Below are 12,129 nucleotides of genomic sequence, written 5' to 3'. Positions count from 1 at the left end.
AGGTCGTCCTCGGCGCAGGAGCGTGCGTGCGTGTCGTCATATCGTTCCCCTCCTCGATATCCGTACGATGTACGAGAATAGACGATGCAGGGATGGATCCCGCAAGGGGCCTCCTCGATCAAGGAAAGGAAGGGAACGAGGGTCATGTCCCATGGAGGAGGGTCCGATGCCGCAGGCATCGACCCCGAACAGCTCTGGCTGGGCTCCACCCGGCCCCGCAGGGGGCGCAAGCCCGCCTACAGCAGAGAGGCGATCACGGCGGCGGCCGTCGCCCTGGCCGACGCGGAGGGGCTCGAAGCGGTCACCATCCGGAGGGTCGCCGCACAGGTCGGAGCCGGCGCCATGTCGCTCTACAGCTACGCCCCCGACAAGGAGACGCTGCTGGAACTGATGGTCGACCACGTCAGCGGCGAACTGCCGACCGCCCACACCCCCACCGACGACTGGCGCGCCGCGCTGAAGGCCATCGCCCACCTCCAGCGCGCCCATATGCTGCGACACCCGTGGCTGCCCGCCGCGCTGGCCACCCATCGCACCCCCGGCCCCAACACCCTGGCCTTCCTGGAACGCGCGCTCGCGGCCCTGCGGCCCACCGGACTGGACGGTGCGGCGAAACTGGAGGTCTTCGCCCAGCTCACCGCGTTCGTGGCCGGGCACGTAGGTCATGAGATCGCGCGGGCCGCGGCCTCACGGTCCCCCGACCGGGTCGCGGCCGAAGTCCGCTACCTCACCGCCGTCGCGATGGACGGCCGCCACCCGGAACTCGCCGAGGCCCTCGCCGCACCGGCGCGCCCCGTCACCCCGGAAGCCACCTTCGACCGGTTCCTCAACCGCCTCGTCGACGGCCTCGACACCGGCTGATCCCGCGGGGCCGCACGCCGCCCCTTTCCGTACCGCGGCCGCACGAGGAACGGGCCCGGCCCGGGGATTCGTCCCCGGGCCGGGCCCGTGCGTTCCTTCGTTCGTCGCGTACGGCCGGACTCAGTGCGCGAAGGAGTCCTGCGGAGCCGCCGCGGCCTTGGCGCCCTCGCCGCCGGCCTGGGCCGGACCGGCGCCCCGCAGCGGGACCTCCTTGACGAACCAGGCGAGCGCGAAGCCGATGACGGCGATGCCCGCACCCAGCAGGAACGCCGAGTGCGTACCGGCGGCCACCGCGTGCTGGTAGGCGTCGCGCACGGCCTCGGGCAGCTTGGCCAGGCTCGCCGCGTCCAGCTGGGCGGAACCGGCGGCCTTGGCGGCCTGCGGGCCGAGCCGCTCGGACATGGTGTCCGTGACCTGGGTGGTGAACAGCGAGCCCATGAGGGCCACGCCGAAGGAGCCGCCCAGGGTGCGGAAGAGGGTGGCCGAGGAGGAGGCGACGCCCATGTCCTTCATGTCCACGCTGTTCTGCGCGACCAGCATGGTGATCTGCATCAGGAAGCCGAGACCGGCGCCGAGGACGGCCATGTAGAGGCCGGAGACCAGGCGGGTGGTGCCGGTGTCCATGGAGGCCAGCAGGAAGAGTCCGACGACCATGAGCGCGCCGCCGATGATCGGGAACATCTTGTACTTGCCGCTGCTGGTGGTGATCCGGCCCGCGACGAGCGAGACGACCATCATCGAGAGCAGCATCGGCAGGAGGAGCAGGCCCGAGTTGGTGGCGGAGGCGCCCTGCACCGACTGCTGGAAGAGCGGCAGGTAGAGCACGCCGCCGAACATCGCGAAGCCGACGAGGAAGCCGATCACGGACATGAGCGTGAAGTTGCGGCTGCGGAAGATGTGCAGCGGCATGACCGGCTCGGCGGCCTTGGTCTCGACGTAGAGGAAGGCGGCGAGCGAGAGCAGGCCGGCGACGATCAGGCCGATGATCTCCGCGGAACCCCAGGAGTACTCGGTGCCGCCCCAGGTGGTGACGAGGACGGTCGAGGTGATGGCGACGGTCAGCAGGGCCGCGCCCAGGTAGTCGATCTTCCCCTGCGCCTTCTTCTTGGGCAGGTGCAGCACGGCCGTGACCATCGCGAGGGCGACGGCGCCGAGCGGGAGGTTGATGTAGAAGGCCCAGCGCCAGCCCATGTGGTCGGTGATGGTGCCGCCGACCAGCGGGCCGCCGATCATGGCGAGGGCCATCACGCCGGCCATCATGCCCTGGTACTTGCCGCGCTCACGGGGCGGGATCAGGTCGCCGATGATCGCCATGACGCCGACCATCAGACCGCCGGCGCCCAGACCCTGGATCGCGCGGAAGCCGATCAGCTGACCCATGTCCTGGGCCATGCCGCTGAGCGCGGAGCCGACGAGGAAGATGACGATCGAGGTGAGGAACGAGCCCTTGCGCCCGTACATGTCACCGATCTTGCCCCAGATGGGGGTGGAGGCCGCGGTGGCCAGGGTGTAGGCGGTGACCACCCAGGAGAGGTGTTCGAGACCACCGAGCTCACCGACGATGGTCGGCATCGCGGTCCCGATGATCATGTTGTCTAGCATGGCGAGCAGCATGGCGATCATGAGTGCCATGAGCACGACGCGCACGCTGCGCGGCTTCACCTCCCCCGGGGCGTCCGCCTGCTTGACCGTCTCGCTCATGTCCACTCCCCTGGTACTGGCACTTCTTCATTCGGTCGGGCACTTACTTGCCGCCCGGCTAGTTCACTACACTGGGGAAGGTAGCCCTGCTACTAGCCGGGCGTCAAGTAAGTTCTCGTGGGGAGAGTCATGTCCAGCAGTTCCAGCGAAACCGCTCCGCAGGCCAAGCGCGGAAACACGCGCCAGCGCATCCAGGACGTCGCGCTGGAACTCTTCGCCGAGCAGGGGTACGAGAAGACCTCCCTGCGGGAGATCGCGGAGCGGCTGGACGTCACCAAGGCGGCGCTCTACTACCACTTCAAGACCAAGGAAGACATCATCATCAGTGTCTTCGAGGACTCGACGCGGCCGATCGACGAGCTGATCGAGTGGGCCCAGGGGCAGCCCCGGACGCTGGAGACCAAGCGGGAAGTGCTGCGCCGGTACAGCGAGGCGATGGCGTCGGGCGCACAGCTGTACCGCTTCATGCAGGAGAACCAGGCGACGATGCGGGAACTCAGCATCGGCGAGACCGTCAAGAAGCGGCTCTTCACCCTGGTGGAACTGCTGCGCACGGAGGAGGGCCCGCTGGCGGACCAGGTGCGCTGCGTGAGCGCCCTGTTCACCCTGCACGCGGGGATGATGTTCCTCCAGCACGTGGAGGGCGACCCGGAGGAAACCCGCCAGGCCGCCCTGGAAGTGGCCACCGACCTGATCACCCGGGCCCACCAGACGGAGTAGCGGGGGTGGCCGGCTCGACGACGGCCGTGCCCACGACCGGCGGGCCGGGGGCGAGCCGGAAGCCGAGGTCGCAGGGCAGGAGCGGAGCGAGGTGGCGGGCCGCGTCGGCGGCGAGGGCGGCCAGCGGCTCCGCACTGCCGGGCGGCACCCCCTCCCCCGCCACCCGGCTCTCCCTCCGGTGCACGGTGACCGCGAGCCAGCGGGCCTCGACGCCGGCGGGGGCCCGGCAGGGCAGGTAGAGGACCGCCGCGTGGTCGTTCGCGTACCCCTCGACCTCCGCCAGCCGGACGGGGGCGTTGCCCCGCACCCGGCTGCGGGCGTCCTCGGGGGTGAGCCAGTGGTGGTCGACCCAGAGGGCGCCGCCCCCCCGCGGTCATCCGGCACCAGGCGTCACCGTCGGACCGCACGGGCTCCCGGGACTCCGCGTACCCCTCGCCGCGCGTCCTCGACGGCAGCAACGCGGCGACCTCCCTCCCCGGCAGAACACCCCCACAGGTCCGTGCGGGCACCCGCACGGAGTCCGGGAGCGACACCCACCAGAGCGCGGCCCCCATCAGCACGACGGCGAAGACCGCACCGGCGAGGTTCCGTCTGACATCCACCACCATGCCCGCATCCTGACCGCACGCCGGGCCATCCATACCCCGAACAGCCGTCCCGTCAGGGGATGTTCACCCGCCGGAGACCCGCGCCCCCCTCACCACTCGGCAGCCCCGGTGTGGGGCAGGCTCGCCCAGGTCCGGGTGCCGCCCCCGGGCTCACGCGACTCCCCGAACCCCCACGCCCCGCCGCAGTCCCGCACGACGGCCGCCATCACGCGCAGCCCCGCCCGCCGCCGGGCCTCGCAGTGGGCGGCCAGGCGGGGGTGGGAGTGGGGGGCGTGGCCGTCGTAGACGCTCAGGCGCAGCGCGTCGTCGCGGTAGCGGACCGAGAGGTAGAGACTCCGGCCGGGCTCCAAGTGCCCGGTGGCGGCGATGAGTTCCCCGGCGACCTGCACGGCGGCGGGGGCGAGTGGGTCGAGCCGGTAGGTGTGCAGCACGGCCCGTACGGCGCCGCGCGCGATCTGGGCGCTGTACGGGGCTCCGGGCACGGTGAGGCTGCACGCGAGCGCATCGGGCGCGGGCGGCTCGCACGCACCCCCGACGGGCCGGGGCGGCGGGCAGGCGGAAAGGGCGCTGAACATGACGGACTCCCTGAAGTCGACGTGGACGAAGGTGAGTTCGACGCGCACGGATGGCTCACACGACACGGGGAGCGTGGCTCGTCACCGAGGCCCGAGGCATGCTGCGGCGATGCACTTCAACTTCCCTGTGTGAGCGGTGCAGCACTCAACGTAGCGCCCAAGGGGGTCTTTTCACCACCCGGTCGTGGTGATTGCACCCCGGTGGATCGGGTGCCAGTTGCACGGCAGACTGCACCCATGCCGCCACGCACCGCACCGACCGAACGGCAGAAGCGACTTGGCACCGAGTTGCGCCGCATGAGGCTCGCCGCTGACGTCTCGGCCGAGTCCGCGGCCGGCCTGCTCGGAGTCGACCGCTCCAAGGTCTCCGCCATCGAACAGGGCATCCGCGCCATCAGCGAAGAACGACTGCGCTCCCTGGCCTGCCACTGCGACTGCGCCGACGAGAAGTACGTCGAGGCCCTCGTCGCCATGACCCAGACCCGCAAGCGTGGTTGGTGGGAGCGCTACCGGGGCTCACTGTCGGCTCCGATACTCGACATCGCCGAGCTGGAGGCGCACGCGTCACGCATGCGGTGCGCCCACTCGGTCCACATCCCCGGACTGCTGCAAACCAGCGATCACGCGCTGGCCCTCTTCCGGTTCGTCGTCCCGGCCCTGCCGGAAGCGGAGGTCGCCCTGCGACTGGCCTACCGCCTGGAGCGCCAGCACGTACTGGCGCACGACTCGGCGCCCGAGTACGTGGCAATCGTCCACGAAGCAGCACTGCGGATGCAGTTCGGGGGAGCCGAGGTCTCCCGGGCGCAGCTGGAACACCTGAACCACATGTCCGAACGCGACAACGTCGTGCTGCGCGTGCTTACCTTTGAGGCGGGCGGATTCCCGGGCGCCGGCCAGACCGTCAACTACTCGGAAGGGCCGGTGCCCCAGCTCGACACCGTGCAGGTGGACAGCACACACGGCCCGGACTTCCTGCACACCGAAGCCCAACTGGCCAAGTACCGGGCCCAGCTGGACTGGATGGAGAGCCTCAGCCTCTCCCCCGAGGCCTCTCGGGACTTCATCCACCGCCTGGCCCGCCACGCCTGAGAGGACGACCGATGCCGGACATCACCTGGGAAGACGCCTTCTGCGGCGAAGGCGCGAGCTGCTACCGGATCGGGGTCGACGGGGACGGGAACAGCTACATCGCCGTCGCGGGCGCCGAAGCCGCGTACCTCACCGACTCGGCGGAGTCACTGCGCCAGCTGATCCGCGACATCAAGGCCGGAAAGGCCGACCACCTCCTGGAAGGCTGACCGGAATGGCCGATGTGGCCTGGGAAGAGCCGTTCTGCGGCGAGGGGAACTCCTGCTACCGGATCGGGGTCGACGGGAACGGGAACAGCTACATCGCCGTCGCCGGGGCCGAAGCCGCCCACCTCACCGACTCGGCGGAGTCACTGCGCCAGCTGATCCGCGACATCAAGGCCGGGAAGGCGGACCACCTGCTGGGCGACGGGTGAAGCCGGTGAGGGTGGCGGCGTCGCGGGATCAGGCGAGGCGGCGCTCGGCGGCGGTGATCGGGACGTCGTTGATGCTGGCCTCGCGGCGGCGCATCAGACCGGCGGGGTCGAACTCCCACTGCTCGTTGCCGTGGCTGCGCCACCACTGCCCGGCGGCGTCGTGCCACTCGTATTCGAAGCGGACGGAGATGCGGTTGCCGGTGTACGCCCACAGTTCCTTGCGGAGCCGGTAGTCCAGCTCGCGCTCCCACTTGTCGGCGAGGAAGGCGCGGATCTCGGCGCGGCCGGTGAGGAAGCGGTCGCGGTTGCGCCAGACGGAGTCCTCCGTGTAGGCGAGCGAGACGCGTTCGGGGTCGCGGCTGTTCCAGGCGTCCTCGGCGGCCTGGACCTTGGCGCGGGCGGATTCCTCCGTGAAGGGCGGCAGCGGCGGGCGGGCGGAAACGGACATGCGGGGGTCCCCTCTCGATCAGTGGAGAACGATCGTTCTCCACTGTACGAGAACGACCGTTCTCGCGGCAAGGCCGACTGGGCTACGCTGCCCTCATGGACGAGGAAGAGGCCCGCACCCGGCTGCTGGACGCGGCGGAGGAGCTGTTCTACGCACACGGCATCCAGGCCGTCGGCATGGACCGCATCCGCGCCGGCTCGGGGGTGCCGCTGAAGCGGCTGTACCGGATCTTCCCGGCGAAGGAAGCCCTGGTCACGGCCTACCTGGAGCGGCGCGACCGGCGCTGGACGGGGAGCCTGCGGGAGGCGGTCACCGGGGCCCCGGAACCGGTCGGCGCGGTCTTCGACTGGCTGGAGCGGTGGTTCTCGGAGGCGGACTTCCGGGGCTGCGCCTTCCAGAACGCGTACGGGGAACTGGGCGCCGGGGGCCCGGCCGGGGTCCTCGACGCCGTACGCCGCCACAAGGCGGAACTGCGCACCCTGCTGGCGGAACTCGTCCCGGACTCCCCCGACACGGCCGACGAACTGCTGATCCTGGTCGAGGGCGCGATCACGGTGGCCACCCTCTCCCCGGGCCCGGAGCCGGCGCGCAGGGCGCGCGCGATGGCGGAACGCCTGACCGGCTGACGGGCCGCCCGGCTGACCGGCTAGCCGCCGGTGCTGCGGGGGAAGGTGATCTCGACGCGCCGGTTCTTCTTGCGGCCCTCCTCGGTGCTGTTGTCGGCGATCGGGTAGTCCTCGCTGTAGCCGCGGACGTCGTAGGTGACCCCGGGAGCGGTGACGGTCTTGGCCAGCTCCGCCTGCACGGCGTCGGCGCGCTGCTTGCTGAGCTCTTGGCCGTGCTCGTAGGTGCCCTGGTCGTCGGTGAAGCCGAAGACGCGGACGCGGGTGGCCTTCTGGGTGTTGATCTCGTTGGCGATGGCCTGGATGCGGGCGGCCGCCTGGGCGTTGAAGACGGCACTGTTCTCGGGGAAGAGGACCTCGGACTGCAGGGCCATCATCACGGTCTGGTTGGTCTCCTGCCGCCGCTGCTCCCCGCCGAGGTCCTCGACGACCTCGGCGATGTCGAGCACCTTGGCGGGGGCGAGGGTGCCGCCCTGGGGGATCTTGAGCCCCGGCGAGGCGGAGTCGATCGGCACGGGCGCCGCGGCGGACGGCTCGGTACCGGGCGGCGCGGACGGCTTGACGTCGTCGGCGTGGGCGGCGGTGGCACCGAGCAGGTGGGCCCCGGCGATGATCAGGGCCGAAACGGCTGTGGCGGCGGCTGCGCGGTGGCGTGTGGTCATGGCGTCACCCGGAGATCTTGACGGTTGCCGTGGCGAAGGTGGGGAGGCTGAACTCGACCTCGGTGGTGGAGGCGGGCGGGGCGGGGAACTGGGCGAAGAAGGCCACGCTCTGCCCGGGGGCCACGCTTGAGATCCCCGTGGTGCACAGGCACCTGGACTCCGTGTCCCGGAGCACGTAGTAGCGCTTCTTGCCCGCCTTGTCCACCAACGTAGCCCCCGCCACGGATTCCCCGCTCCCCTTCAGCTCGATGCCACGCCAGGCCGACGTGCCAGCGAAGCTCTCGGTGCCGCCGTTCTTGATCTGTCCGTTCACCGTGACGAATCCACCGGCGTCTCGCTGCACGGAGTTGATGACGAGGGACATCCCGTCCGCGCCGGTCACCGACGCGAGGACCTGAAGCGGCGCGGAACTGGCCCCACCCGCCGGGGTCGCGCCGGAGGAGTTGCCCTGAGACTGCGGCGACGATGCACTCTGCACGCCCGTCGCCTTCGGCTTCTCCCCGCCGCCACAGCCGGCCAGCGCGAGGGCCAAGACCGCCACGACCGCCGTGGCCGCTCCCCCGCGGACCTTCACCGTGTGCCGAATCCTCATGTAAGCCGCTTCCTTGTCTCTCATTGGCTCTCACTCGACCAGTCGCACGTTGAACAAGGACCGTGCCAACCCGCGCAGGGATCCCGGGTTCAACGGGTCGATGTCAATGGACTTTCCCCCTTTGCACCGCAGCTTGACCCGGGCCGGCACCGAAGTGGCGCTCGGCCCCGGAGATGCCGTGGCGGTGGGGTCGGGCTGGGGCGTCGCGGTGGGGGTGGGTGCGGATCCCAGCGTGCACAGGGGCTCGATGACGGCTTCGGCCCGGGCCTCGCCGTGCATGCCGTCCGTTCCGGGGATCACCGACTCGCCCACCGTACGTTTCGTCTCCACCGTGACGGCGAAGCGGGGCAGCGACGATTCGCAGGTGGCCCTGGCATCGTTCCTGGCCGCGAAGTCGACGGCGGCGGCGCAGGCTCCCTTGCCGGTGAGAAGATCGCCCGTCAGAAACTTCACCCAGTCATCCGGCTTCATTCCGACCAGGTCCAGACCGGTCAAGCCGCCGTCCCTGGCCTCCCGGGCCGCCGCCAGCGCGGCCGCATCAGCCGCTCCCTGCGCGTCACTTCGCGTGACGGAGGCCTGGCCGATCGCGAAGAAGGCGAGCGCGACGAAGAGCAGACCCGCCACCACCACGATGTAGATGGGGAAGGCCTGCCCTCGACTGGCGTCAAGCTTGCCGAAGGGCGCCACTAGCCGGCTTTGATGTCCTGCACTGCCTTCTTGATCTTCGTAGTGATCTCGGTGCCGATACCCGATCCCACGATCGCCCCGATGATCACCACGACCACCAGGATGATGCCCAGGTACTCGAACGCGGTCTGCCCCCGGTCGAGGTTCGCGTAGCGCTTGCGGATCCGCGCCACCGCCGTGTCCGTCCAGTCGTTCAGGCGGAGCTTCGCCTCGACCGATGCCTTCAGCAGCGAGTTGTGTGACATGGGGGTTCCCTCCCGGGCCGGTGCCGCTGTTGATTTGCGGACGGTACGACGAGTTACCGGTCGTCACCAAGGGTCCCGGGGCCCAAATACGGACCCACTGCGTACTCCGTCTACCCATGGCCGGTCACCCCTGGACGGGCGGTTCCCAGCCAGCGGGCTATCGCCTCGCTGCGGGAGGTGCTCCGGAGTTTGGCGAAGATGCGGTTGATGTGGTTCTTGACCGTCTTCTCGCTGATGAAGCAGGCGCCGGCGATCTGCTGGTTGTTCATGCCGGACGCGATCAGATCCATGATCTCCACCTCCCGCGAACTCAGCCCGAAAGCAACGGAGTTGTGCACGCGCTCCGTAGACTGTCCCACATTTCGTTGCTGTTGCGAAGAGGACCGGAGTTCCGCGAGCACGGCGGTCGCCGCCGTCGGGGTGAAGTGGGCGCGGCCGGCCCGGGTGTCGCGGACCGCGCGCAGGAGGTCGTCGGGGGTGAACTCGCCGTGGACGAGGTAGCCGCCCGCGCCCAGCAGCAGGGCCTCGCGGACGACATCGGGCTCCTGGCTGTACGTCAGCATCAGCACGGGTGCCAGGCACACCAGGTGCGGCAGGGCCGAGATGCCGTCGACCCCCGGCATGCGGACGTCCAGCAGGATCACGTCCGGGCTGTGGAGCCGGGTCAGGTGGAGGGCCTCGTGGCCGTCCCGGGCCTCCGCGACGACCACGAGGTCCTCGGTGGTGGCCAGGAGGCTGCTCAGGCCCGCGCGGACGACGGGGTTGTCGTCGGCGATCAGGACGCGCAGGGTGCTCACGGGCGGCCCCCCGTCGGCAGGGTCAGGCGGACCAGGGTGCCGGGGCCCGTGGTGCGGGGGCCGACCTCGAAGGCGGCGCCGATGGCCCGGGCGCGTTCCCTCATGCCGAGGAGCCCGAAGTGCCCGGCCGGCAGTACGGAGGGCAGTACGGGCGGCAGGCCGACGCCGTCGTCCTCGACCGTCACCGTGAGGGTGGAGGGCTCCGCGCACACCGACATCTCCACGCGCGAGGCCCCCGCGTGGCGGCGGGCGTTCTCCACGGCCTCCCCGGCGACGGCCAGGAGCTGGTGCACCACCCCCGGGGGAAGGACGGGCAGCGTGCCCGTGGTGCGGAGTTCCGCGTCCAGGGCGCGCAGCCCCGGCAGGAGGGCGGCGCCGGGCACGCGCAGCTCCGTCAGCAGGGCCCGGGATTCCGCGGAGGCGCGGCGGGCCGCGTCCGCGACCAGTTCGGCCTGGCGGCGGATCGCCTCCGGGTCGGGGGTGCGGGCGAGGGCGTCGGCGGCCAGTGCCAGGCCGTGCAGGGTCTTGGCCACCGAGTCGTGCATCTCCCGGGCCAGCCGCTCCCGCTCCTCCCGGACCGCCTCGGCCGCCGCCAGGCTCCGTACGGCCGTCCCGAAACGCAGCAGCAGCTCCCGCAGCCCGGATCCGGCGGCCCCGGCCACCACGCACAGCAGGCAGAGCACGAAGCCGCCGCCCAGGGCGGCCACCGCCACCGCCTGCGCGGCCGCGTACACCGCCGAGCCCCGCCATCCGTAGACCAGCCCGGCCAGCAGCGGGGTGCACAGGGCGACCAGCCCGACCGGGGAGGTGGGGGTGGCCACGATCAGCAGGAGGCCGCTCAGAGCCATGTCCACCGCCAGCAGCCAGCGGTGGCGCAGCAGCAGCGGCCCGAAGCGCTCCCAGTCGCGGAAGAGGACGTAGGACAGCATGAAGGTGGCCAGCAGTGCGCCGGACACCAGGTACGTGGGTGCCCCGGACGCCGTACGGCCCAGGGAGAAGGGGGCGCCGAGGCCGGTCATCACCAGCCGGAAGGCCATGACCTGCCGGCACAGGCTCTGGAGGGCGTTCGCCTGGACCGCGAGGGAGGGGGCGGGAGCCGTGTCCCGTCCGGGGCCCGTGTCCCGTCCGGGAGCCGCGTCCCGTCCGCGGGCCGCGCGCAGTAACGGCAGGTGCAGTGCGGTCATGGCGGCTCACCCGCCCCCGAGCAGTGCGCCGAAGTCCACGTTGGCTCCGTAGACGAACCCGCAGACGAGCAGGATCAGGGTGCCGGGGAGCATGAACATGGTGACGGCGAAGGTGGCCTTCGGGACGGCGCGGGCGGCGCGGCGGCGGGCGTTCTGGGCGTCGGTGCGGCGCATGTCCTCGGCGATGGCGATGAGGGTGTCCACGATCGGGGAGCCGAGTTCCTCGCCCTGCTGGAGGGCGGTGACGAACTGGGCGACCTGTTCGGAGTCGTTGCGCCTGCGCAGCTCGTCGAAGGCCTGGCGGCGGCTGACTCCCATGTCCATCTGCTGCAGGGTGATCCGGATCTCGTCGGACCAGGGGCCGGTGTACTTGTCCGCGACGCGTTCCAGGGCCTGGCGGAAGCCGAGTCCGGCGCTGACCACGACCGCGAGGACGTCGAGGAAGTCCGGCAGGATCCGCTCGATGTGGTCGCGGCGGACCCGGATGGCCGACCACAGGCCGACCTCGATCCAGAACAGGCCGAAGGCCACCATGAGGAGGGCGAGGACGAGCTGCCCGTTCATCAGCATGGACAGGGCGCCGAGTCCGCCCAGGAACCCGTAGACGGCGCGCCGGGCGGCGTAGCGGTCTATGGTCAGGCCCGCCGGGTTGCCCGCCATGTCGATCTGGCGGCGCTTGCGGGCCACCTGCTTGGGGCCCATCAGGCGCAGGACGAGCGGTGCCCAGCGGATGCCGAGGCGGTCCACGAGCGAGCCGACGGCGGTGGTGCGGGTGGCGCCGACCTCCAGGGCCAGGGCGAGGTCGGTCGGGAGTTTGACGTCGGCGCGGTAGAGGCGGATGCCGTGCAGGACCCCGAAGACGGACAGGGCCGCGGCCAGGGCGAGGAGGAGGGGGAGGTAGGCGGTCATCGCGGCGTCGGCC

Annotated in this window: 17 protein-coding genes; 6 read left to right on the top strand and 11 right to left on the bottom strand. The window is 71.0% G+C overall.

All coding sequences use genetic code 11. From position 1 onward, the window contains the following. Positions 1–144: 144 nt before the first annotated feature. Complete coding sequence (locus tag ABZW32_RS27955) at positions 145–861, top strand: TetR/AcrR family transcriptional regulator C-terminal domain-containing protein (protein WP_356220828.1); 717 nt, start codon at positions 145–147, stop codon at positions 859–861. Positions 862–981: 120 nt separating this feature from the next. On the opposite strand, the gene ABZW32_RS27950 is transcribed toward ABZW32_RS27955, so the two are convergent. Continuing rightward, positions 982–2,562: an MDR family MFS transporter gene (locus tag ABZW32_RS27950; RefSeq protein ID WP_356220826.1), complete on the bottom strand. Its 1,581-nt coding sequence runs from the start codon at positions 2,560–2,562 to the stop codon at positions 982–984. 129 nt (positions 2,563–2,691) lie between these two features. Here ABZW32_RS27950 and ABZW32_RS27945 point away from each other — a divergent pair, with 129 nt between their 5' ends. After that, on the top strand, positions 2,692–3,282 hold the full coding sequence (locus tag ABZW32_RS27945) for a helix-turn-helix domain-containing protein (protein ID WP_356220824.1): 591 nt from the start codon (positions 2,692–2,694) through the stop codon (positions 3,280–3,282). Here ABZW32_RS27945 and ABZW32_RS27940 read toward each other — a convergent pair. Both ABZW32_RS27940 and ABZW32_RS27935 read right to left on the bottom strand, forming a co-directional pair. After that, entirely contained in the window at positions 3,257–3,589 is a 333-nt protein-coding gene (locus ABZW32_RS27940; protein WP_356220822.1) for a hypothetical protein, read from the bottom strand. The two genes, ABZW32_RS27945 and ABZW32_RS27940, sit on opposite strands and share 26 nt — an antisense overlap. Before the next feature lie 390 nt (positions 3,590–3,979). After that, positions 3,980–4,513: an ATP-binding protein gene (locus ABZW32_RS27935; protein ID WP_356220819.1), complete on the bottom strand. Its 534-nt coding sequence runs from the start codon at positions 4,511–4,513 to the stop codon at positions 3,980–3,982. A gap of 189 nt (positions 4,514–4,702) precedes the next feature. Between ABZW32_RS27935 and ABZW32_RS27930 the strand changes: the two genes are divergently transcribed. From ABZW32_RS27930 to ABZW32_RS27920, 3 genes are read left to right on the top strand one after another with little or no spacing between them, the layout of a single operon-like run. Further along, a complete protein-coding gene (locus ABZW32_RS27930; RefSeq protein WP_356220816.1) occupies positions 4,703–5,554 on the top strand; it encodes a helix-turn-helix transcriptional regulator in 852 nt (283 codons plus the stop codon). An 11-nt stretch (positions 5,555–5,565) separates the two neighbouring features. Next, entirely contained in the window at positions 5,566–5,763 is a 198-nt protein-coding gene (locus ABZW32_RS27925) for a hypothetical protein (RefSeq protein WP_356220814.1), read from the top strand. 5 nt (positions 5,764–5,768) lie between these two features. Then, positions 5,769–5,969: a hypothetical protein gene (locus ABZW32_RS27920; protein ID WP_356220811.1), complete on the top strand. Its 201-nt coding sequence runs from the start codon at positions 5,769–5,771 to the stop codon at positions 5,967–5,969. 28 nt (positions 5,970–5,997) lie between these two features. Here ABZW32_RS27920 and ABZW32_RS27915 read toward each other — a convergent pair whose 3' ends face one another. Continuing rightward, a complete protein-coding gene (locus tag ABZW32_RS27915) occupies positions 5,998–6,417 on the bottom strand; it encodes a nuclear transport factor 2 family protein (protein ID WP_356220810.1) in 420 nt (139 codons plus the stop codon). Positions 6,418–6,512: 95 nt separating this feature from the next. Between ABZW32_RS27915 and ABZW32_RS27910 the strand changes: the two genes are divergently transcribed. Then, positions 6,513–7,043, top strand: coding sequence for a TetR/AcrR family transcriptional regulator (locus ABZW32_RS27910; protein WP_356220807.1), 531 nt, complete (start codon positions 6,513–6,515; stop codon positions 7,041–7,043). Positions 7,044–7,063: 20 nt separating this feature from the next. On the opposite strand, the gene ABZW32_RS27905 is transcribed toward ABZW32_RS27910, so the two are convergent. The 7 genes from ABZW32_RS27905 to ABZW32_RS27875 all read right to left on the bottom strand — a co-directional run bounded on the left by ABZW32_RS27905 (position 7,064) and on the right by ABZW32_RS27875 (position 12,116). Next, positions 7,064–7,702 (bottom strand): OmpA family protein, encoded by a 639-nt coding sequence (locus tag ABZW32_RS27905; RefSeq protein WP_356220805.1) that lies wholly within the window; start codon positions 7,700–7,702, stop codon positions 7,064–7,066. A 4-nt stretch (positions 7,703–7,706) separates the two neighbouring features. Continuing rightward, positions 7,707–8,294: a hypothetical protein gene (locus ABZW32_RS27900; RefSeq protein ID WP_356220802.1), complete on the bottom strand. Its 588-nt coding sequence runs from the start codon at positions 8,292–8,294 to the stop codon at positions 7,707–7,709. Between the two features lie 30 nt (positions 8,295–8,324). Continuing rightward, positions 8,325–8,981: a pilus assembly protein TadG-related protein gene (locus tag ABZW32_RS27895; protein ID WP_356220800.1), complete on the bottom strand. Its 657-nt coding sequence runs from the start codon at positions 8,979–8,981 to the stop codon at positions 8,325–8,327. Beyond that, positions 8,981–9,211 carry a hypothetical protein gene (locus ABZW32_RS27890; RefSeq protein ID WP_356220865.1) on the bottom strand — a complete coding sequence of 77 codons (231 nt, stop codon included), beginning with the start codon at positions 9,209–9,211 and terminating at the stop codon, positions 8,981–8,983. Before ABZW32_RS27890 ends, ABZW32_RS27895 begins: the two co-directional genes overlap by 1 nt. Before the next feature lie 125 nt (positions 9,212–9,336). Continuing rightward, positions 9,337–10,023, bottom strand: coding sequence for a response regulator transcription factor (locus ABZW32_RS27885; protein WP_356220797.1), 687 nt, complete (start codon positions 10,021–10,023; stop codon positions 9,337–9,339). After that, positions 10,020–11,207 carry a histidine kinase gene (locus tag ABZW32_RS27880; RefSeq protein ID WP_356220795.1) on the bottom strand — a complete coding sequence of 396 codons (1,188 nt, stop codon included), beginning with the start codon at positions 11,205–11,207 and terminating at the stop codon, positions 10,020–10,022. The genes ABZW32_RS27885 and ABZW32_RS27880 overlap by 4 nt, the downstream gene beginning before the upstream one ends. Positions 11,208–11,213: 6 nt before the next feature. Further along, positions 11,214–12,116: a DUF5936 domain-containing protein gene (locus ABZW32_RS27875; RefSeq protein WP_356220792.1), complete on the bottom strand. Its 903-nt coding sequence runs from the start codon at positions 12,114–12,116 to the stop codon at positions 11,214–11,216. Positions 12,117–12,129: the final 13 nt, after the last annotated feature.

Source organism: Streptomyces sp. NPDC004667 (genome assembly GCF_040609475.1).
Taxonomy (GTDB): Bacteria; Actinomycetota; Actinomycetes; order Streptomycetales; family Streptomycetaceae; genus Streptomyces.
The sequence above is the reverse complement of the archived record's forward strand: the minus strand, read 5'-3'. Positions and strand labels throughout refer to the sequence as shown.

Excerpts from the sequence above, each read along its gene's own strand:
- ABZW32_RS27945 (WP_356220824.1), top strand. The coding sequence starts at position 2,692 with ATGTCCAGCAGTTCCAGCGAAACCGCTCCGCAGGCCAAGCGCGGAAAC.
- ABZW32_RS27950 (WP_356220826.1), bottom strand. The coding sequence starts at position 2,562 with ATGAGCGAGACGGTCAAGCAGGCGGACGCCCCGGGGGAGGTGAAGCCG.
- ABZW32_RS27900 (WP_356220802.1), bottom strand. The coding sequence starts at position 8,294 with ATGAGGATTCGGCACACGGTGAAGGTCCGCGGGGGAGCGGCCACGGCG.
- ABZW32_RS27915 (WP_356220810.1), bottom strand. The coding sequence starts at position 6,417 with ATGTCCGTTTCCGCCCGCCCGCCGCTGCCGCCCTTCACGGAGGAATCC.
- ABZW32_RS27920 (WP_356220811.1), top strand. The coding sequence starts at position 5,769 with ATGGCCGATGTGGCCTGGGAAGAGCCGTTCTGCGGCGAGGGGAACTCC.
- ABZW32_RS27925 (WP_356220814.1), top strand. The coding sequence starts at position 5,566 with ATGCCGGACATCACCTGGGAAGACGCCTTCTGCGGCGAAGGCGCGAGC.
- ABZW32_RS27905 (WP_356220805.1), bottom strand. The coding sequence starts at position 7,702 with ATGACCACACGCCACCGCGCAGCCGCCGCCACAGCCGTTTCGGCCCTG.
- ABZW32_RS27910 (WP_356220807.1), top strand. The coding sequence starts at position 6,513 with ATGGACGAGGAAGAGGCCCGCACCCGGCTGCTGGACGCGGCGGAGGAG.
- ABZW32_RS27955 (WP_356220828.1), top strand. The coding sequence starts at position 145 with ATGTCCCATGGAGGAGGGTCCGATGCCGCAGGCATCGACCCCGAACAG.
- ABZW32_RS27880 (WP_356220795.1), bottom strand. The coding sequence starts at position 11,207 with ATGACCGCACTGCACCTGCCGTTACTGCGCGCGGCCCGCGGACGGGAC.
- ABZW32_RS27875 (WP_356220792.1), bottom strand. The coding sequence starts at position 12,116 with ATGACCGCCTACCTCCCCCTCCTCCTCGCCCTGGCCGCGGCCCTGTCC.
- ABZW32_RS27930 (WP_356220816.1), top strand. The coding sequence starts at position 4,703 with ATGCCGCCACGCACCGCACCGACCGAACGGCAGAAGCGACTTGGCACC.